General features: G+C 36.9%; 18 protein-coding genes and 3 pseudogenes. 7 read left to right on the top strand and 14 right to left on the bottom strand.

Going from position 1 to position 20,863, the window contains the following annotated elements:
* Positions 1 to 12: 12 nt before the first annotated feature.
* The gene (locus BM350_RS22715; protein WP_090917197.1) at positions 13 to 915 is read right to left on the bottom strand and encodes a helix-turn-helix transcriptional regulator; all 903 of its coding nucleotides are present in this window, start codon (positions 913 to 915) and stop codon (positions 13 to 15) included.
* Positions 916 to 1,223: 308 nt separating this feature from the next.
* On the opposite strand from BM350_RS22715, the gene BM350_RS22720 reads away from it, so the two are divergent.
* Positions 1,224 to 1,685, top strand: coding sequence for a YusW family protein (locus BM350_RS22720; protein ID WP_090917195.1), 462 nt, complete (start codon positions 1,224 to 1,226; stop codon positions 1,683 to 1,685).
* 162 nt (positions 1,686 to 1,847) lie between these two features.
* Here BM350_RS22720 and BM350_RS22725 read toward each other — a convergent pair whose 3' ends face one another.
* Positions 1,848 to 2,372: a hypothetical protein gene (locus BM350_RS22725; RefSeq protein WP_090917193.1), complete on the bottom strand. Its 525-nt coding sequence runs from the start codon at positions 2,370 to 2,372 to the stop codon at positions 1,848 to 1,850.
* Between the two features lie 229 nt (positions 2,373 to 2,601).
* Here BM350_RS22725 and BM350_RS22730 point away from each other — a divergent pair, with 229 nt between their 5' ends.
* Positions 2,602 to 3,249 carry a glycosyltransferase gene (locus tag BM350_RS22730; RefSeq protein ID WP_090917191.1) on the top strand — a complete coding sequence of 216 codons (648 nt, stop codon included), beginning with the start codon at positions 2,602 to 2,604 and terminating at the stop codon, positions 3,247 to 3,249.
* Between the two features lie 420 nt (positions 3,250 to 3,669).
* Here BM350_RS22730 and dctP read toward each other — a convergent pair whose 3' ends face one another.
* The 3 genes from dctP to BM350_RS22745 all read right to left on the bottom strand — a co-directional run bounded on the left by dctP (position 3,670) and on the right by BM350_RS22745 (position 7,357).
* On the bottom strand, positions 3,670 to 4,947 hold the full coding sequence (gene dctP / locus BM350_RS22735) for a C4-dicarboxylate transporter DctP (RefSeq protein WP_090917189.1): 1,278 nt from the start codon (positions 4,945 to 4,947) through the stop codon (positions 3,670 to 3,672).
* A 120-nt stretch (positions 4,948 to 5,067) separates the two neighbouring features.
* A complete protein-coding gene (locus tag BM350_RS22740; protein WP_090917187.1) occupies positions 5,068 to 5,766 on the bottom strand; it encodes a response regulator in 699 nt (232 codons plus the stop codon).
* Positions 5,756 to 7,357 carry an ATP-binding protein gene (locus BM350_RS22745; RefSeq protein ID WP_090917185.1) on the bottom strand — a complete coding sequence of 534 codons (1,602 nt, stop codon included), beginning with the start codon at positions 7,355 to 7,357 and terminating at the stop codon, positions 5,756 to 5,758. The genes BM350_RS22740 and BM350_RS22745 overlap by 11 nt, the downstream gene beginning before the upstream one ends.
* 232 nt (positions 7,358 to 7,589) lie before the next feature.
* Here BM350_RS22745 and BM350_RS22750 point away from each other — a divergent pair, with 232 nt between their 5' ends.
* Positions 7,590 to 8,660 carry a TRAP transporter substrate-binding protein gene (locus BM350_RS22750; protein ID WP_090917183.1) on the top strand — a complete coding sequence of 357 codons (1,071 nt, stop codon included), beginning with the start codon at positions 7,590 to 7,592 and terminating at the stop codon, positions 8,658 to 8,660.
* A 186-nt stretch (positions 8,661 to 8,846) separates the two neighbouring features.
* Here BM350_RS22750 and BM350_RS22755 read toward each other — a convergent pair whose 3' ends face one another.
* Together BM350_RS22755 and BM350_RS27720 are read right to left on the bottom strand one after the other, a co-directional pair.
* Entirely contained in the window at positions 8,847 to 9,440 is a 594-nt protein-coding gene (locus BM350_RS22755; RefSeq protein WP_244548059.1) for a CPBP family intramembrane glutamic endopeptidase, read from the bottom strand.
* An 81-nt stretch (positions 9,441 to 9,521) separates the two neighbouring features.
* Positions 9,522 to 9,752, bottom strand: coding sequence for a hypothetical protein (locus BM350_RS27720; protein WP_244548060.1), 231 nt, complete (start codon positions 9,750 to 9,752; stop codon positions 9,522 to 9,524).
* A gap of 462 nt (positions 9,753 to 10,214) precedes the next feature.
* Between BM350_RS27720 and scfA the strand changes: the two genes are divergently transcribed.
* On the top strand, positions 10,215 to 10,364 hold the full coding sequence (gene scfA / locus BM350_RS22760) for a six-cysteine ranthipeptide SCIFF (RefSeq protein ID WP_090917181.1): 150 nt from the start codon (positions 10,215 to 10,217) through the stop codon (positions 10,362 to 10,364).
* A gap of 115 nt (positions 10,365 to 10,479) precedes the next feature.
* Positions 10,480 to 11,871, top strand: coding sequence for a thioether cross-link-forming SCIFF peptide maturase (scfB, locus tag BM350_RS22765; RefSeq protein WP_090917179.1), 1,392 nt, complete (start codon positions 10,480 to 10,482; stop codon positions 11,869 to 11,871).
* A 67-nt stretch (positions 11,872 to 11,938) separates the two neighbouring features.
* Here scfB and BM350_RS22770 read toward each other — a convergent pair whose 3' ends face one another.
* The gene (locus BM350_RS22770) at positions 11,939 to 12,538 is read right to left on the bottom strand and encodes an undecaprenyl-diphosphatase (protein ID WP_090917177.1); all 600 of its coding nucleotides are present in this window, start codon (positions 12,536 to 12,538) and stop codon (positions 11,939 to 11,941) included.
* A gap of 421 nt (positions 12,539 to 12,959) precedes the next feature.
* On the opposite strand from BM350_RS22770, the pseudogene BM350_RS22775 reads away from it, so the two are divergent.
* Positions 12,960 to 13,466: pseudogene (locus tag BM350_RS22775) on the top strand (mismatch-specific DNA-glycosylase).
* Between the two features lie 69 nt (positions 13,467 to 13,535).
* Here BM350_RS22775 and BM350_RS22780 read toward each other — a convergent pair.
* Together BM350_RS22780 and BM350_RS22785 are read right to left on the bottom strand one after the other, a co-directional pair.
* A complete protein-coding gene (locus BM350_RS22780; RefSeq protein ID WP_090917175.1) occupies positions 13,536 to 14,393 on the bottom strand; it encodes a putative protein N(5)-glutamine methyltransferase in 858 nt (285 codons plus the stop codon).
* Positions 14,394 to 14,677: 284 nt separating this feature from the next.
* Positions 14,678 to 15,874 carry an FAD-dependent monooxygenase gene (locus tag BM350_RS22785; protein ID WP_090917173.1) on the bottom strand — a complete coding sequence of 399 codons (1,197 nt, stop codon included), beginning with the start codon at positions 15,872 to 15,874 and terminating at the stop codon, positions 14,678 to 14,680.
* A gap of 112 nt (positions 15,875 to 15,986) precedes the next feature.
* Between BM350_RS22785 and BM350_RS22790 the strand changes: the two are divergent.
* Positions 15,987 to 16,202 (top strand): annotated as a pseudogene (locus BM350_RS22790) (DUF2314 domain-containing protein); the annotation flags it as partial.
* A gap of 33 nt (positions 16,203 to 16,235) precedes the next feature.
* On the opposite strand, the gene BM350_RS22795 reads toward BM350_RS22790, so the two are convergent.
* The 4 genes and pseudogenes from BM350_RS22795 to BM350_RS28080 form a co-directional block, all read right to left on the bottom strand.
* Positions 16,236 to 16,925: an MBL fold metallo-hydrolase gene (locus tag BM350_RS22795; RefSeq protein ID WP_090917169.1), complete on the bottom strand. Its 690-nt coding sequence runs from the start codon at positions 16,923 to 16,925 to the stop codon at positions 16,236 to 16,238.
* Positions 16,926 to 17,117: 192 nt separating this feature from the next.
* Complete coding sequence (locus BM350_RS22800; RefSeq protein ID WP_090917167.1) at positions 17,118 to 18,620, bottom strand: malate:quinone oxidoreductase; 1,503 nt, start codon at positions 18,618 to 18,620, stop codon at positions 17,118 to 17,120.
* Between the two features lie 872 nt (positions 18,621 to 19,492).
* Positions 19,493 to 20,338, bottom strand: a complete 846-nt coding sequence (locus BM350_RS22805; protein ID WP_090917165.1) for a DUF2785 domain-containing protein — start codon at positions 20,336 to 20,338, stop codon at positions 19,493 to 19,495.
* 296 nt (positions 20,339 to 20,634) lie between these two features.
* Positions 20,635 to 20,846: pseudogene (locus BM350_RS28080) on the bottom strand (transposase); the annotation flags it as partial.
* Positions 20,847 to 20,863 lie beyond the last annotated feature (17 nt).

Here is a 20,863-nt window from a genome sequence, read left to right on the forward strand (position 1 = left end):
TCTCACCCTTTCTTATTCTTCTATGTCTTCAAGCTGCAAATTCGTAGGTTCTTCAGAAAGAGTCTCATAAAAATTTTCCGCTAAGTCCGTTGACGACACCTTTACATCGACTTCATCTAATCGAAAACTATCCGCCCATATGCAGCCTTCTCCTGATAATAAAATGCCAAATGCAATTCCGAACGCCTCTTCTTTTATATCCAGCACAACTGAATAAGGCTCCCAGTTTTTCGTATTTTTAATTGGACGATTTTGCATATTATCCATAGCTAATGGCTCTGTATCTTTTCCGTCCACACGCATCCACAGTCCTGCCCAATCTTTCACACTTTTACTTTTAATAAATGCCGTTAGGCGCAAACGCTTTCCCCTGTATTTATCTGCTTTAAATATTTGCATAAGCGTTGTGAATCCACCATGAGTAACATCTTCTTTCGCTTTTATATAAGCTGACACTTTTCCTTGATGAACAACCTCATAATCTAAGCCCATCTCATATTCTGCTGGATGGCTTCCGCTTAATACCCAGCCTTTCGGTAATCCTTTTTGCATTGAAACGCCCTCCCTTTCTATATAAAAAGCTTGGAAATATGTCCGATACCTTTTCGGTGGTAAGTGAAACATACCTTTAAACGCTCTCGTAAATGCTTCTTGTGAAGAAAACCCGTACTGCACTGCAATATCTAATACAGATCGATTTGTCATCACTAATGCCTGCGCTGCATATGTTAATCGTCTCTTCCGAATATATGAGTTGACGCTCATTCCAATGTTATCTTGAAAAACCCGGTGAAAATGATACATAGACATAGCACAATAAGAAGCTACTTCTTCTAAATTCAGTTCTTCCTCAATATGCTTTTCCATATAATCAATTGCACGTTTTAATAGATCACCATACCTCTGCACACTCATCATTCCCCCTTACATTTCCAATTTAACACAAATATTCTATCTATTTTTTGATTTAAATTGCGATATTTCTCTCTTTGATACATAGAAATTAGAAAACCTTTTCGTACTCATGCCGTTTCCTGTAATGACAGGGTGTCTAGCAAAAAAGAAGTGATTACTCCCAAAAACATGACATTTGCCAGCTTTTTGGAACAACCACTTTTTCTTTATATTTCATTTTCTTATTATAAAAAATTATTCCTTTCCCTTACATAAAAAGATAAAAATTGGAAAAGCTTTTATTGAAAACTACTAAGGAGGCACACAAAATGAAAATTTTATTTTCAATCCTTTTAGCATTTATGCTATTACCTGCAATGACAGGGTGTACACCTAAAAAACAAGATACAACTACTGACAAGAAGACAACAGAAGAAACAAAAAAAGAAGTAAATCAAGATTTAAAACTAAGTTTTAATGAATTCGATTTAAGGGCAAATTATCAAGATACAAAGAAGGACTACGAAGCAGACTATAAACATAAAAAAGCAAATGAAAAACCAGAAGCAAAACTAGACGATAGTAAAACAAATGAAAAGTTGGCTGGAAATGAAGCAATGAATAAATTGGCTCCACTCTTACAGCAACTAAAATTTGATAAAGACACAAAAGATGAAGATGTCATAAATCAAGTAGTAGATATATTCCAACTGGACAAAGACTATGAAAAATTCGACTTAAAAGTTGTCTTTACAGATGGAACGAAAAAAGAATATAAAGTACCAAAGTAAAAAGCAAACTCTAAAAGTACACCTATATTTATCATGAAGATCCGAACAGCTAAAAATAAAGTAGCCCTTTTAACTTTCGTCTAAAAGGGCTACTTTATAATTTTTTTATTTTTCATTAAAACATTTTTTATGAAATAAAAATAACTTTGTTTAAAAACAAAGTTATTTCGCTGATTTCTCTTCTTTTTTAAACCGGTCATAATAGTTAACGGCTGTAGACAGGTGTACCTCAATATCGCGAATGAATGAAGAATTTTCTTCTTTCGCTACTCGTTCTAATTTTTTCATCGCTTGTTCTGTTTCGTTTAAAAAACCTGCGTATAATTCATTTTCTCTTTCTTTTGACTTTGGAACCCGAATTTCTTTACGCACATTCTCAATATCTGCTAACGTATTATCCGTTAACTTTTGGACCTCTTCTTTAAATCTCGGAAGTTTCATTGCCTTTCCAGATTTCTCTTCCGCTTCTTTCCAAAGCTTCATAGCCTCATTTACTTCTTTATTAATTTTTTCTTCATACTGACTATGTACAGATTGGTACACTTTCAGATCTTCAGGATTGTCTTCTTTATGATTTGTTTGCTCTACTTTTTCTTTCGTTTCTTGTTTTGTTTCTTTATTACTAGTACATCCTGTTAATAGTAATGCACTACTAAGCAGAATCGCACCCCAAGCTTTTTGCTTCATTTCAAACTGCTCCTTTTATTCACTGTATGTTTTCTATCATTATTATAACGATAACGAGTAAAAATTCACACGTATCTGCTCTCATTTATACTTACAGCCATATTCTGTTCACAATATCGTCACTTTATCCACTACATGCTAAAACGCTTAAATTAACCAGAATAAAATGAACGAAATAATACAAACTAACAATGGAATATTTATGTAAATCAAAAAGGAGAAGATACCCATGAAAAAGCTACTCTTGAAACTCACACTGCTCGTTATGTCTTGTACTTTCCTCTTGTCACCAATAAAAGTAGGCGCAGAAGAAAACGTACGTATCCAAAATCCTTGCCCTAGCCAATCAGCAATACAACTGAAAGATGATTTAAGAAGACTTTGGATTGACCATACAATATGGACAAGGAATTATATTATAAGCGCCTTAGCAGGGCTGAAAGATCAAGATAAGGTATTAGCAAGACTGTTAAAAAACCAAGATGATATCGGGAATGCAATAAAGCCATATTATGGGGAAGCAGCTGGTAATAAGCTTGCCAAACTATTAAGAGAACATATTCTCCTTGCAGGAAAAGTAGTAGTTGCAGCAAAAAGCGGTAATCAAGCAAATTTAAAAAAGTTTAACAAAGAGTGGTATAAAAATGCCGATGATATCGCTCAGTTTCTTAGCAGCGCCAATCCAAATTGGTCAAATGATGCATTAAAAGACCTATTGTATACCCATTTAAAATTCGTTGCAGATGAAGCTGTAGCGAGAATTAAAAAAGATTGGGATGCAGATATTCTTGCTTTCGATAAAGGGGAAGACCATATTATTAAAATGGCCGACACACTTGCAGAAGGTATTATAAAGCAATTTCCAAATAAATTTTAATAGGAAAAGCTCCTTCCTAAGTATGAAGGAGCTTTACTTACAACATGACCTGTACTCGCTTTCTCTCTTTGTTTTAAATTTCGCCTGTGGCAAAAAAAAGGCCCTGATCGCTTATATGCAGGGCCAGATGCTCTCGTCCTCCCCTAAAATGTCGTTTTTTTACTTATGTATATAGCAAAGAATTCTCTCCATGAAACACTACTAAAAAATACGTCTACAGATTGTGTTTCAGAATTCCAGTCTAATATTAAAAATGGGGCATTTCATGTAATGATGTTGTGACTGGTGAGGTCTTACTTCCCCAAAATAACAGGATAAACTAGTTTAAAAAAACTATCCACCTATTCTAGTGGATAGTTCCTTTTCCCATCATACTCTTCATTCCTTTGAAAACAAATGATTCTTCCTACTACTTATGCATTATACAGCTTCCTTCGCCTCTGCTAATCCTTTTATACCAGAAACGGCTTCTGCGTGCCTTGCTTCATCAAATTCATTTTCACTCTTTGCGACAACGATTGTCGCAATCCCATTTCCAATTAAGTTTACAATGGCTCTTCCTTCACTCATAAAGCGATCGACTCCAAGAAGTAATGCTAATCCTTCTAAAGGAATAACCTTTAACGCAGCTAACGTAGAAGCTAATACAATAAATCCACTTCCTGTCACACCTGCAGCACCTTTAGAGGTTAACATAAGCACTAAAATAATAGTAACTTGCTGTCCAATTGTTAGATCGATACCAAATACTTGTGCTAAAAAGACCACTGCCATGGATAAATAAATAGACGTACCATCAAGATTAAAGGAATAACCTGTTGGAATTACGAGACCAACAACAGATTTTGAACATCCATATCGCTCCATCTTATTCATCATTCTTGGCAGTACAGATTCAGAAGAACTTGTTCCTAATACAATTAATATCTCATCTCGAATAAACTTTAAATAATTCCATAAACTGAATCCATACATCTTACAAATAAGATTTAAAACAACAAAAACGAATAAGAACATCGTTATATATACTGACATCATTAATTTTCCAAGTGGTACAAGCGACGCAAGTCCAAAGTGACCGATTGTATATGCCATAGCACCAAATGCCCCGATCGGTGCAGCTTTCATTACATAGCCAATAATTTTAAAGAATACGTGTGAAAGTTTGTCTAAGAAATCAATTACTGAGTTTCCTTTTTCCCCAAGAGCCGCTAACCCTACACCAAATAAAATCGAAAAGAATAATACTTGTAAAATATCACCTTTCGCAAACGCATCAACCATATTAGACGGAACGATATGGGTTACAAACTCAATCCAGTTCATGCCATGTCCACCGTTTTGGGTATACTTTGATACGTCTCCTTTTGCAAGTTCATTAAAGTTAAGGCCTTCTCCTGGCTTCATAACATTTACAACAATTAAACCAACAATAAGGGCAAATGTCGTTACCACCTCAAAATAAATAAGAGCTTTTCCACCGACCTTACCAACCTTTTTCATATCCCCCATTTTTGCAATACCGAGTACAATTGTTAAAAAAATAATCGGTGCAATTACCATTTTTACAGCATTGATAAATGTGTCACCTAACGGCTTCATTTCTTTACCAACACTTGGCCAAAGTATTCCAACTAACACCCCAAGCACAATAGCTGTTAATACTTGAAAGGTTAAATTTTTAAAGAGTCGTTTCACCTTTCTTCTCCCCTTTGATTTTTCTAAATTTTCTATCTGTTCATTTCTAACATAATGATAACGTTTACATTAAAAAGGGAGAAGTTTATGGTCATAACGAATATTTTGTTCATTTTGGTCTTAGTTTTTCATTTCTCGAAACACATAACGATTAATCGGTCTTCCAACTCCGCCATATTGAACTGCCAAATAAATAGCACCTCTTTTTTCTAAATAGTCTAAGTAACGACGAGCCGTCACTCTAGCTATCCCAATGGCACGCGCCACATCTTCAGCGGAACGGGGTTCTTCTTGTTGTTTTACATACGTTACAATTTCATTTAGTGTAAACTCGTTCAAACCTTTTGGTAAATTACTCACCGTCCTCTCAGAGCGCCCAGAATATAATAATAAATCCAGCTGCTCCTGTGAAATAGACCCAGAGTCTCTCAAACTTATTCTATATTGGCGATACTTCTCTAATGCTTGCTGAATGCGGTGCAACTTAAAAGGTTTAATAATATAATCTATTGCTCCATTTTGCAGCATGAGTTTAATTGTTTCCCTATCTTTAGCAGCAGAAACAACAATTACATCCGTTTCTAATTGTTGTTTTCGAAATTCCTGCAATACCTGAATACCATCTTTTTTAGGCATAAAGATGTCCAAAATAACAAGATCTGGATTCATTTTTTTAACAAAGCTAATCCCCTCCTCACCATTGCTGGCGATAGCGATTACTTGAAACCCTTTTACACTTTTTATAAACTCTTTATTTACTTCCTGAACCATTGGATCATCTTCTATTAACACTACTTTAAATTCCTCTTTATACGCCATACAATTCCGCCTCCATCTCCATTGGAAAAGTAATGATAAAGCTAGTTCCTTCACCTTTAAAAGATGAAATTCTAATTTCTCCTCTGCCCTTTTCAACAATTTGTTTTACTAGAAACAGACCATAACCTGTTCCATCACGTTTATTCACAGTAAAGCCTTTCTCATATAACCTTGGTAAATATTCTTCTTTTATCCCGCAGCCATTATCTTCGATTAATATTGCACACACGTCCTCTGACTGCTCAATACTAATATCAATTCTTTTATTCGTGACCTCAATTCGTTCAAATGATCCAAATGCATTTTCTATTAAGTTCCCTAATAATACAACGAAATCATGTTGATCTACTTGGTACGGAAATGCCTCCAAATAACTATTTTGATCAATACTCACTTGAATTCCAAGCTCTTTCCCTCTACTTACTTTACTTAAAAGAAGCCCTGCAACGGCATCATTTTTAATGGTCTCATTTAAATAATTGGTTACACTCTCCTGCTCCTCTGAAGTGTTATAGGCAAGTTGTAATGCCTTATCAGCTTTACCGAGCTGAATTAGGCCTGCTATTGTATGAAGTTTATTCATATGCTCATGACTTTGTACACGCAGTGCTTCAACAAAGTTCTTCACTCCAGTTAATTCTTCCGCAAGCTTTGTTACCTCCGTACGATCTTGGAAAATTGCCACCGCTCCAATTAATTCATTATCTTTCTTAATAGGTATACGGTTACTTAAAATGACCTTTCCGCTTACTTTTATTTCTTCATTGTATACTGCTTGATTTTTCTCCACGATTTCGGGAAGCCTTGTATCCTGTAATATTTTACGAATAGGCTGTCCGACAACATCTCCAGTTACATGAAAAACTTGCTTCGCTTTCTCATTAAAAACCGTAATCATTTCTTGATTATCAATCGCAATCACTCCCTCATTCATTGAATGAAAGGTTGCTGTCCTTTCTTCAAGTATTCTTTTAATCTCATAGGGCTCCAACTGAAACATCTGTTTTTTTATATGATTAGCGAGCATTAATGATCCTATCAATCCAAGTATTAAAGTTAAGATAACTATAAAAAGAATTTCTCCTCTTAATTCGCTCATAATCTCAAAAAAGTTTGGTATTTTATTTCCTACAACAACAACACCGATTTGGTTTAAATTTTGATCTTTAATGGGCATAAAAGCACGAATAACAGTACCTATTTCTCCCTTTGCTTTTGAAAAATAAATATGCTCTGCAAATGCTGCTTTTTCATCTGCTCCTTTCGAACGTTTTCCAATCATCTCCTTCACGGGATGCGAATACCGAACTCGTTCCATATTCATGACAACAATATAATCTGTTTCATTAATGACTCTAATATTTTCAATAACAGAATTTAATGTAACCCATCCATTTGTTTCTTGAAGGGACTTCTTTACATCTGACATTTCCGCTACCGTTCGCGCTGTATTCATAGATCTAATTCTTAATTCTTTTTCTTCTTTTTGTTGAATATTTGCGACTATAATCCCTCCACCAATCATGAGGGAAACGATAACAACTGCATAAGAAAGAATCGTAATCTTCCAACGGATTGGTAAATTCCTCACACTTGGCCCTCCTTTCCTCTAAAAGCATCTTTACGAATAGAAATCTTCTCGGTATGCTTACAATAAAGTGAAACTTCCATCAGTGACGCATTTCTCACTGATGGTTAGTTGAACCAATCGGGCTTTTACGGGCAGTAAGCCCCCACCTAACTTCCTTGCTTCTCTCTGAATCTTGAGGTGGGGGCTTACTGCCTGTTAATAGCGGGATAACAACTTCAAAAGGAGAACGACGATGAAAAAAGCAGCTACTTTTATACTCCTTTTTACCACTTTTATTGCAAGCGCTTTATTTATTAATTATCAGAGGCATTCTCCTCAAAATGAACTCTCATATGACGATGACCAAGAAGGACTTAAAGACCAGGTCGTCTTTAAATTTAGCCATGTTGTTGCAGAAAACACACCGAAAGGACTTGCTGCCAACAAATTTGCGGAACTCGTGAATGAAAAATCAAATGGTAAAATAAAAATAGAGGTCTTTCCTAACGGGAGTTTATATTCTGATATAGAAGAATTTCGTGCTTTAAAATCTGGACAAGTACAAATTATTGCTCCTTCCACATCAAACCTTGGAACGTTCTCCCCTGAATGGGGTGTACTTGATTTACCATTTGCTTTTTCAAATTATGAAGCCTTACAAGAAGGCTTAAATGGAAAAATTGGAGAACAATTACTTCAATCCTTACAAAAAGATGGAATAAAAGGACTTGCACACTGGTCCAACGGCTTTAAACAAATTACTTCAAACAAAGGACCCATTTATACACCAAAAGATATACAAGGACAATCTTTTCGCATTATGCAAAGTAATGTCATCCAATCCCAATTCGATTTATTAAAAGTTAACGCGCATCAAGATTCATTTAATTCTACATATCAATTAATTGAATCAGGAAAAGTTGACGGTGAAGAAAATACCATCTCAAATATCTACTCTAAAAAATTCTATAACGTTCAAAACTATTTGACAATTAGTAACCATGGATATTTAGGGTATGTTGTCATGATGAATCAAAAAACTTGGAACCAGCAAACCCCAAAAACGAAGCAAATATTAACGGAAGCAATGGAAGAAGCTACCGCTTGGAATAATCAACAAGCCGAGCAAATAAATAAAGAACAACTTGAACTTATTAAACAAAATTCATCGATTCAAATTCATGAACTAAACAATGAACAACGAAAAGATTGGGAAACAGCACTATTACCCATATATGATAAGCTTGCGCCTGCGATTGGAGAAGATTTGGTAGAAGAGTTGAAAGCATTACAAAGGAAGTATCGCGCACAAGCACCGCAATAGCAAAATCTATGAAATAAAAAAATCCGTCCGTTCTTAAGATCATAAACGGACGGATTTACTATTTCGGATACCTCTAGAAAAAGCTTACTAAGCATATGCCATTGAAGATAGCGTAATTACAGATTAGAATCACATCGTTAGATTAGCTTGATAGTCATGGGGTCTTCTAAACTATAATTAGCAATCCTAGTTGCTTCTCATGAAATACCATTTTGGATTCTTTTTGTGTAGTTTTATTAAATAATATACACAGAAAATGAGTGCTATTGCTGAGATGATAAGATAGGCCTTATCCTGATAAGCCTCCATGTGAGCATTTGCATAGAATAAATGCTCACTCCCCATACTGTCATCGTTAAATTTAAACAGCGTCTCGGACGCGTTATAAACCCCATGAATTACCATGCTTTTATATATGCAATTACTATCAACAGCAACTAAAAATAATAAAAATCCCAAACAAAGAGCATACGTCAAAAATATTGGCTTAAATCCACCCAAGGAATGCATGAGAGAAAATAGAATAGAAGTGAAAAGAAAAACAAGCAAAAGATTGTATTTTTTCACGAGCCATTTCGTTAAAAAACCTCTAAAAACAAGTTCCTCTGCACCGCCTTGTATAAGGTAAGTAACAAAACATAATAAAACATATGGATAAACATTAAAATTAGAGATTTGCTCTGTAAATCCGATTTGAACATTAAACATAAGAGCGTAAATATAAATACCTACAAAATTGATAAACAGAGCAATTGCTACACCACTAAATATATTCGCCATAACCCTATATGACCGATCTCTTGTAAATCCTATACTCGAAATCGGGTTCTTAAATATGTAAACATATACTAACAACAGCAGCTATATTCCAATAAAAGTACGAATGACTCCTCCAAAACGATATGCGGAACTAGTTTTTGGAATTAGATCTTGGATAGATTGGAGCGCCATGCTCACTATTGCTTGTGTTCCATAAAAGAGAACCATGATACCAATACTACATAGCAGAAGGTATACCAAACTAGGTATTTTATCTACAAATTTATTACTGTTTTTCTCTACTTTATTTTTAAACATCCATAAATTTTTCATTCATGAATCCTCCTGTATATTTTGGGGAATTACATTCCAGGTAATTTTTATCACTTTATATTCATTTATTATTATATTAAAATTGAAAATAAACTATCTAATAACCTTACATAAAGATGACAGTTTTGTAAGATAGTCCACTTTCAAGTTTATCCCGACTGAATCTTATACCTATCAAGTTAAACTTATGTAAGAATGTTTTGTACTCCCAAGACTCCCCAAATCGCGGTAAAGAAAAAGCAGAAGTACAATCAAGTGGAATTTCTGCAGTATCAAGACATCACGAATGATTGACGTGAACCAAAGGTGTTGTTAAAATTATTACTGGAATTAATGTGAAAGTACTCACAAAGCTTAACTATCAATGTGAAACATTTCACAAAATGCAACTTTAAATGTGAAAACATTCACAAATATTGAGCTTGTTTCTTAAAAAATATTCTTAAAAAGGAGTTATACGCTATGAAAAGAATCGTAACACTAAGCACTCGTAAACTGATGGATACGGTAAAACATGGTGGATGTGGTGCATGCCAAACATCTTGCCAATCAGCTTGCAAAACGTCTTGCGGAGTTGCAAATCAAAAGTGCGAAAATACACTGAACAGATAGAAAACAAGAAACGGACCGCCCAACTGCTTACCAGATGGGCGGCCATTTTTATCCTGTATTCACACCCATTCAAGGAAGTTTCACTTTATAGATAAAAGGAGCTTGATTAGCAAGTATGATTCATCAATATAAACTAAACGGATACAACATCGTACTCGATACCTACAGTGGATCAGTACACGTTGTCGACGATCTCGCCTATGAAATCATCGCGCTTTATGAGAATACTTCTGCGGAAGAAATTGTAACAATAATGCTGGAAAAATACGCACATGATTCCGCCATTTCTGAGAATGACATTCGAGAAACAATCGCAGATATTGAAGAGCTGAAAAATGATGGGCAACTCTTTACTGAGGATGAATATAAGAATCTCTCAATTGATTTAAGAAATCGCCAAACTTATGTAAAGGCCCTCTGCCTCAATGTCGCACATACATGTAACCTGTCATGTGAATACTGCTTCGCCAGCCAAGGAAAATACAATGGAAGCAGAGCGATTATGAGCTATGAGGTTGGCAAAAGAGCTATTGATTACTTATTGGAAAACTCCGGTCACCACCGAAACCTCGACGTCGACTTCTTCGGCGGAGAACCGCTCATGGCCTGGAAAGTTGTTAAACAGATTGTCACTTACGCAAGAAGCAAAGAAAAAGAATACAAAAAGACTTTTCGCTTCACCTTCACTACAAATGGCATGCTCTTAAACGATGAGGTCACCGATTTCTTGAATAAGGAAATGTACAATGTCGTATTAAGTCTTGATGGTAGAAAAGAAGTCCACGATCACCTGCGTAAAACAGTAACTGGAAAAGGAAGCTACGATTATATCGTTCCGAAGTTCCAAGAATTCGTCGAAAAGCGTGGAGATCAAGAATACTATGTGCGTGGAACCTACACCCACAACAACGTCGACTTCACCAATGACATTTTTCATATCGCAGATCTCGGTTTCGACAAACTCTCGATGGAACCGGTCATCTGTGATCCCCGGGAACCATACGCGCTGACCGAGGAGGACCTCCCTGAGATTTACAACCAGTATGAAATTCTCGCCAAGGAAATGCTAAAGCGTAGGGAAGAAGGCAATGGCTTCACCTTCTACCATTACATGCTTGATCTTTCTGAAGGCCCTTGCATTCAAAAGAGAATTTCCGGATGCGGCTCAGGAACCGAATATCTCGCTGTCACACCATGGGGCGAGCTCTTCCCTTGCCACCAATTCGTCGGAGACCAAGAATACAGTATGGGAAACATCTGGGATGGAATCACAAAACAAGAGACGCAGTGCCAATTTAAAGAAAGCAATTGCTACTCAAAGCCGGAATGTCAGGACTGCTGGGCGAAGCTTTACTGCAGTGGCGGTTGCCCTGCCAACGCACTGCATGCAACTGGCTCCATCAATGGAATCTACGATTTCAGTTGTGACATCTTCCGTAAGAGAGTCGAATGTTCCATGATGGTTAAAGTGGCCGAATCTATGAGAGCTATGAAAAAAGCTGAATAAGTACAACAATATACTAAGAGGCTGAGATTTATGCTCAGCCTCTTTAAAGGTTTTTATACTTGTATACTCAAAATCCCTTTGATTTGTTTTTGGATGGTAAAACATGTTTCTCTACTCTTTCATATAGAGTAAGCAATTGCTTGATAAAAGAAAATTTCGGTACTAACCAATACGAAAATAACGCTGAAACACATCCTATTAAAGCCCCTATTGCAACGTCAAAAGGATAATGAACCCCTACCCAAATACGAGAGATTGCTACACAAAATGCAAGTATAATCCATAACCACCCCGTCTTTTTACGAACAAGCCAAAACGAAAAACAAATCGAAAAAAAGAGAATCGTATGGTCACTAGGAAATGAATTATCTACAGCATGGTCGACAAGTTTATTAACATCTGGCAATACTGCAAATGGTTGATAATTCAAGTGAAATTTCCCTGCTATTTTTCCAATCACCTCAGCTACCACGAAAGCTATCATCGCTTGAATAACCATCATCCTATTTTTTCTGGACCCGGTAAACCAACAAGCTATAACAATTAAACCTAAAATATATACCATATATTCCGCCAAAAATACCATGGCTGAGTTTAGGAACGAATATTGTCTACCTAAATCATTGATTGCTCGAAAAATATCAATATTGAATTGAGAAAAAGACATTTTCAAATCCCTCCTTTATAGTAAGGTGTTTAACTGATTGCCATATACCTTCATTACATGAATAGTTTTGATTATTGTACTCATCTAAAAATACCAACCTTCTTGTATGCTTATAACTTTATTATGGGAAAAAAGCTTTAAATGGGACTTAACTACTTCTTAACTATTTCTTAATTAAGGAGTAGAAGATGCAATTGTTCCTCATAAGAAATAAAAAAACACGAGGAGAAGTAGATGTAGAATCCACTCTCACTCGTGCGAAACCGCCGTTAATATAACACCCAGAACATCATGAATTTTTTCCGTATTTTATTCACTTGAACTGCCCTCTTACATCTTTTAATAGGAAGTGTAATTCAGAAATTGTGGTAAACTAAAAAAACTTTATACGTTTAAATTTCATAAAAGAGGAGGTTTAATCTTGAACCCCGTTAATGATTATGTTAAAGAAGATTTAAACATTTTATTTGTCGGCTTTAATCCAAGCATTCGCTCAAGTGAGACAGGACATCACTTCGCCAATCCGAATAATCGCTTTTGGAAAATTCTCTATGAGGCAGGATTAACCCCAAAAAAATATGAGGCTTCGGAAGATTATAAACTGTTGGATCTGGATATGGGGCTTACAAACATAGTAGCAAGACCAACTAAGGCAGCGGATGAAATCACAAAGGAAGAATACAAAGAAGGAAAAGAAATTTTAAAATAAAAAATTATACGGTTAAAACCAAAAGTAGTTTGTTTTGTTGGGAAAGGTGTTTATCTAGAATATAGCGGACAAAAAGTAGCTCCGTGGGGACAGCAGTCTGGGTCAGTTACACCTGGAACAATTGATTTTGTTGCGCCATCCTCAAGTGGGTTAGTAAGAATGAGGCTTGAAGAAATTGTAGAGATCTATAAGCGTCTGACTAAATTAGTATGCAAATAAAAAATCGACGGGTATGCAAGCCCGTCGTATTTTTTGTGTGATCCTCCCCTCTACGTTTTCATTGCCTCACTATGTACTTTTATTTTGCAACAAATAGGCTGTCTTGGTTCCGATGACCACAGTGGCATCCAGCTCTTCAGAACTGGCCACCTGCGCTATTAGTCCGTTACGGATAAATATCTCGACGGTATGCGGCGCCTGCTGCTCACTCGTCTCAACAAGCAAATGACCGCCAGGTGCCAGCCAAATTGGCGCCTCAGCTGCCATCCGCCGCTGTATATCAAGCCCGTCCGTTCCCCCGTCAAGCGCCACACGCGCCTCGTGTATGCGAGCCTCTGGGGGTAGCAGCCCGATTGCCTCAGTGGGTACATAGGGTGCGTTCGCAACCAGGACATCGATGCGGCCCTGCAGTACGGCGGGCAACGGTTCATATAGATCACCTTCATACACGTAACCACCAGCAGCAGTGATATTGCGCAAAGCGCACCGCACCGCAGCGGGGTCAATATCAGAGGCGTATAATTCAATCCGTTCCTGCATTGCGGCTAGTACAGCGCCCAACACCCCTGAGCCACAACATAAGTCAACTACGATAGATCCTGGCCGGGTAAGGGCGGCAGCTTGGCGGACGAGAAACTCAGTGCGGTTACGGGGTACGAAGACTCCCGGGTCCACCGCTATCCGCAAACCACAGAACTCCGTCCAGCCGATAACGTGTTCGAGGGGCAAACCAGTTACTCGTCGGTCCACCATAGCAGTGAGATCTTTCGGCGTCCTGGCCGCAAAGATGAGCAACTGAGCTTCATCTTCAGCGAAAACACAACCAGCAGCTCGAAGCCTGTTAACGATAATTGTATAAGTAGCACCTCCATGAAAACCACCACAATTGACTTTCTCGAAGCTCAAAGATGCTTTCCTTGAATCCATAAGTTCCCCTCATTCCCACCTTCATAATCTTTTCGTTAACTTAATTGATCAAATTACAGTTCAGTCTACAACTTTATTTTCATCGGACACTTAGAGCTGAAATTTTTTCTTATTACACATTACAAAAAACACATCAAAAGAGATGTCATCATGATATCTCTCTTGGTGTGTTTTTAAATGACTTTATTGATAATTAATATAATTGCGTAGCTTCGAAATAAAATTTCATTAAAAACGGACAGTATTAGAAATACTTTATTATCACTCAACAGTAAATATCCATATCAATAATCTTTCAGTTCAATCGCATTGGAAGCTTTCGCCATCATTTTTGTAACCATTTTAAACATTACACCCATAAGGATAGGTACACGTAACATGAAATTGCGCAATAAGATTTTGGAGTTTGAAGTTTCGATCATACTTCCAGCAGCTACCAGCCCTATTTTTTGGTTTTCCTCAACAAACTCTTTCATCTCTTTTTCGTAGGCAACAAAGGCACGCTCGTAATTGCCATGCGCAGCTTTCAGTTCACCAGCTAGTACATAAGCTCCAACAATTGCTAGACTAGAGCCTTGACCCGAAAGTGGTGATGGGCCATACGCCGCATCACCTACCAATGTAATCCGACCTTTTGACCATGTCGGCATATGAATCTGGCAAATCTCATCAAAGTAAAAGTCTGTTGCCTCTTTCATAGCTTTGAGTAGATGCGGAGTTTCCCAACCTGTATGACCCTGGAAAGCATTTTCTACCAGTTTCTTTTGGGCTTCCACATTATATCGGTCATACTTCAGTACCTCTGATTTGAACAAGAACATACCTTTTGCTTCAGTATTATCACGGGCACTGTACATACCTACAGTTTTGCCTGGCATCGTATAAAGTAGCTGGCGGTGATCAAGGTTAAGGTAATTCTTGAGGGTAAAAATTGCGATATAACAGCCAAGAGTACGTTTAAATTGTTCTTTGCCTCCAAAAATTAAGGTACGCACATTGGAATGGAGCCCGTCCGCGCCGATAACCAAATCAAATATCTGCGGCTTGCCACGAACAAATTGGACTTCTGCTCCTGCTTCAGTCTCATGTATAGCGGTAATCGAATCGTCCCAAATATATTCGATCGTATCCTTGGTCAAGTCGTACAAAATATTACTAAAGTCCTCACGCATGATTTCAATATCCAGATCCTGCTGGTTCCCCATACTCGCTTCACTTATTTTACCTTCGATTTTACCTTTGCTGTTCACGAAGTAAACACCAGTCATGCGCGTGTCAGCTGCACGAACTTGATCGAGAATCCCCATCCGCTTAAGCACCGTAACGGCTACACCACGGATATCAACACCATATCCACCTGGGCGCAATGCGGGCGCACGTTCTATTATAGTCACATCAAAACCATAGCGATGAAGCCAGTAAGCTAGTGCTGGCCCAGCAATGCTCGCACCGGAAATAAGAACGCGTATCTTTTGTTTTATAATTGCTTATTCACTCCTATCCTTATTAAAGTCATACAACATATCCACAGTATATTCACGGCCTATTTTATTTATGTACCGCAGTAAAATATAGGAATCTAATTATTCAACAAATTACGAAGAAGTTAAAAGTGAACATATGTGGTTTGGAATGAAGAACATCACAGAAGACAACATTCACGGAGTACTCATTAACCATCCATTTTTTATCGAACATATGACTGAAGGGATTTCATACAATCTAGATTTCGAGCCCTTAACAGACTGGTTCATTTATGCAGGAGATGAAGTCATAAAACCAAGCAACTTATATCTATTTTTTGAATAAACAGCTCTCCAAAGCACTGGTGCTTTGGAGACTTCAATAATTAGAAAATTTCCCGCCATGATAACAATAGTAAGTTTCAACTTTAAGGTTTCTAATCTTTCTCAAAGACCATTCTGCTTTCTCAACACTTAAACAAAAGTGTGGATTAGCAATGACCAATTCATGCCCCTCATTAACAGCTGCATCACCTGTAATTATACTTTTTAAACTTGGAAAATATAATGAAATATGCCCTGAAGTATGCCCTGGTGTTGCTACTACTCTACATTTGTTATCTAAAATCATATCACCATCATGTACCTTTTCATCAATTGAAACATGCTTCAAATTCTTTAATTGCTGTATAAACCATTTACCAAATTCGACTTCTTCATTTGGCATACTTTCTAGCATTTCTTCAGCTTGAACCAATCTCTCTGACTTCATTTCACCACTAATGTATTTGGATTCAATTTCACTAGCTATAATGTTAATCCAAGGATACTTTTCTTTGAAATCATATAAGGAACCTATATGATCATCATCATAATGAGTAATGATTATATTCTTTAAATCCTTCATTTCATATCCATTTTTTAAAATTTCATTTTCAATTAAAGTTAAAAAATTTGCATACCCTGTATCGACCAAGGTTAGTTCATTATTCAATATAATTAAGCTAGGATAAATGTAATTTTTTTGTCCATTACATTCACATTCAATTGGTAGCTCTATTATCTTCATTTTTCTTCCTCCATACTGCTCGTTTGTAAAACATTAAATAACTGAATATTCTATGCGTTTATTATATAATATGGAAAAAGACGATATGAAATCTTTCATATCGCCTCAATTTTTAAATAACTATTTTATTTTCAAACAACTTTTGTTACTTAAATTTTTTCATTAAATACCTTTGTTTCTACATCCAAAGAATTAACAATAGACCGTTTCTTTTTCGTGTAGACCCAGCGTCTGCGCTGTTGAATGATGAACTTCTTGGAAAATCTCAGGGTTTTCCACTAGTGACACACCATAAGAAGGAATCATTTCTTTTATTTTCGTTTCCCACTCTTTCATATGTTGTGGGAAACATTTTTCTAATACCTCAAGCATAACGTGAACGGCAGTAGAAGCACCTGGAGAAGCGCCGAGCAATGCAGCTACCGAGCCATCAGCAGCACTAACAACTTCCGTACCAAATTGAAGTGTTCCTTTACCACCAGCATCAGTATCTTTGATAACTTGCACACGTTGGCCGGCTACCACTATATCCCAATCCTCGCTTTTGGCGTTCGGAATAAACTCGCGTAATTCTTCCATGCGCTTTTCATTCGATAACATAACTTGCTGGATTAAATATTTTGTCAATGCCATCTCTTTTACGCCTGCAGCCAACATAGTGAAGACATTATTCGGTTTTACGGAACCTATCAAATCAAAATTTGAACCAGTTTTTAAGAACTTTGGTGAGAAGCCGGCAAACGGTCCAAACAGCAATGTTTTTTTGTTGTCGATATATCTTGTATCAAGATGCGGAACAGACATTGGCGGAGCGCCAACCTTAGCTTTACCGTATACTTTTGCATGATGCTGCGCTGCAACTTCCGGATTGTTACATACCATAAATAGTCCGCTTACCGGGAATCCTCCAATATGTTTTGACTCAGGAATACCGGTTTTTTGTAGTAAAGGCAGACTTCCGCCCCCACCACCGATAAAGACAAATTTTGCAGTATGGTATTCGATTTTACCGCTATCGATATCATGCACTTTCACTTCCCACGAGCCACCGCTAGTACGTTTAATATCCTTAACACTATGCTTGTAGTTTATCTCGACGTTCTTACTCTGTAAGTGGTCAAACAACATACGTGTTAAAGCACCAAAGTTGACATCCGTTCCAGAGTCGATTTTTGTTGCCGCCATCAGTTCATTCGATGTACGACCTTCCATGATCAGCGGAATCCATTCCTTCAGCCTTTCAGGGTCATCAGAAAATTCCATCCCTTGAAACAGCGGATTGTTTGAAAGCGCTTCAAAACGTTTTTTCAAAAACGATACATTTTTTTCCCCTTGTACTAAACTCATATGAGGTATTGGCATGATAAAGTCCTGCGGATTACGAATCAGATTGCTGTTTACAAGATAAGACCAAAACTGTCTTGAAAGCTGAAACTGTTCATTAATTTTTATAGCTTTACTAATATCTATAGATCCATCAGATTTTTCGGATGTATAGTTAAGCTCGCATAGTGCAGCATGGCCCGTACCTGCATTATTCCATTCGTTAGAGCTTTCTTCTCCTGCATTTGCGAGTTTTTCAAAGACTTTGATTTCCCATTCAGGTGCTAACTCTTTCAGTAATGATCCCAAAGTCGCGCTCATGACCCCGGCACCAATTAAGATAACGTCTGTTTTTTTCTGCATTTTGCTCATGATAACCTTCCTCATCCCCCATATTTACAAAAAAGAGTAGGCACTCCTGCTTAGATGTCACAAAAAGCAAGGCGCCACCTAGACCCCCCCTAGGAACACACCTTTTCTGTCTCAACTATAACCATATCATATTCTATTATAATTATTTATAGAGTAAAATATCTAGTATTATCTGATAATTATAAACTATTTAAAGCTAATAAAAAAGTAATAAGTCCTTCCACTAGGCCCTAGGAATACACAAAAACTAAAGCCTTAACTCAGCTTCTTGCAAGGGTTAAGGCTTTGGTTTGCCGTTACTTGTGGTAGAGTTCTCCGCACTTAATAGAGAGTAAAACGTTTTTAAAAAAACTTTAGTTAGTTTAAATTTGTATTCCTCAAAAAATATCCATATCATCTATAAGCTCACTCTTCCACAATCTGGCCCTTTTAATGAAACAACATATTTGATATTTTTAAACAACTTCATTGTACAAACCAATATTTTGATTAACCTTTTTATAAACGGGGTAATTTTATTACAAACGATTAAACTTTGTTTTAAATCTACAATAGTACTTTTTTATTTCAGATATTCTTTTCCTTTTTACCATAAAAAATACCCCTTTAGATAATCATATCTAAAGGAGGGGAGACATTGTAACTTTATTTCAAATCCACAGCTGTAGCTTTAGAATAAAGATTGATCAAATTAATACTAATAGCCTTGATAAACAAGCAAAAAGAAAGAGCGTGTTTTGAAAAAAAATTAATCAAAACACTCTCTTAATATATTTTATTGAATCATTCTTTTATAAAAAAGTTTGATCATTTCTATGATATTTCCTCCATTTGTTTTTCTTGACATAAAAAGGGGCAATCCCTCTAATCCTTTAACTGATAGAAAACCTGTTCAATTTTGCCTCAGTACCAAGCATGACAGTGTTAAGCTCCTTCCCTCGGCTATCTTGTCCCCTTCTGAAATAGAGACTGCGTAAAAAATTCTTGCTGTTCACGCGAGCAATCACCTGACTGCGACTTCTCGGCAAATTGCAGCATTGCGCTAAGCCGCTAATCCAATCAGCGATTTCTTGATGTGGAAGTAACTCTTTGTCAATCATCGTATCCACGATGTTGACCAACCGCTCATCATCCTCATCGCTAAAAATGTGTCTACCATTATGAAGCATGCCAGAAATAGCGACAAGAACCTCACGCAGCAGTGCGACGCTGCTCTCCTCGCACTGCACCAGCTCGACAAAAACATCCGCACCGTGAGACACGCTGTGAGCCCAGCCTCCTACTGAAAGGTAACCTCGCAGATCCTTCTCCTCTTTATAATAACGGAGCATTGCATGCATTAATTGCTCAATTTCCGCTTGATTGAAAAATGGATTCTGTCTGTGACGTTGCACAATCAAAACGATAGGCAAGGCAGAGAACGTCCTTGTAAAAACTGACTGATCGCCCTCGCTGCCAATATTATAGAACAAATGGTTCTCATCAGTCAGAACAGTTAAGAGGCTACGCAACTCCTCTTCACTGAACCTATTCTCTTCCTTAATCCACATATAAAACATCGGATAAATCAGGTTATCCCGTAATTCTGGCTGAGGATCGCCAATATATTGAAGTAACAAAGGTAAGAAATCTTGATGCTGCTCACCTTCGCGTAACTGATACTCATCCTTCTCAATTCTTTGCAAATCCAGCATCAATTTGGTCCTTGTATCGCTCATTTTCCCATCCCTCTCATCATTCGTTCTATTCGGTCGATTGTTTTTTCAAATACTCTTAAACCTACGTTGTTATATTTTAAAATGTTTTGCAATCTTATTTTTACTCCCGATTCATGAGCTGTAATTAACCTTTGACTCTGCTTTAAGTCATCAATAAGAATTATTTCCGATAATATCCAAAGTGAAATTATATAAATTATCATAGTGTAATAGTTCAATTGCTTTATCTCTTTTCATTTCAAGCCTTACTGCATATGTAGTTTCTCTATTTTTTCGAAATCTGTTCTGCGGCCAGCAATAATATAATTCGAATACCCAGTTAAATAAAAATAATTGCGTTCTAAATCCGACAGAAATTCATGCTGTCTGTTTGTTTTTATTCCTTTTAAACGAGTGGAACGACCCTTTGAAGATACATCTTGAATCTTTTATAATCTACTCCAATACCGGTCCCTCGACCTTGTTTAATCCACTGTTCAATCTCAGATGTTCTTTTTCTTTTCGACATAAAAACAACCCTTTAAA

The organism is Bacillus sp. 103mf (genome assembly GCF_900116295.1).
GTDB lineage: Bacteria > Bacillota > Bacilli > Bacillales > Bacillaceae_G > Bacillus_A > Bacillus_A bruguierae.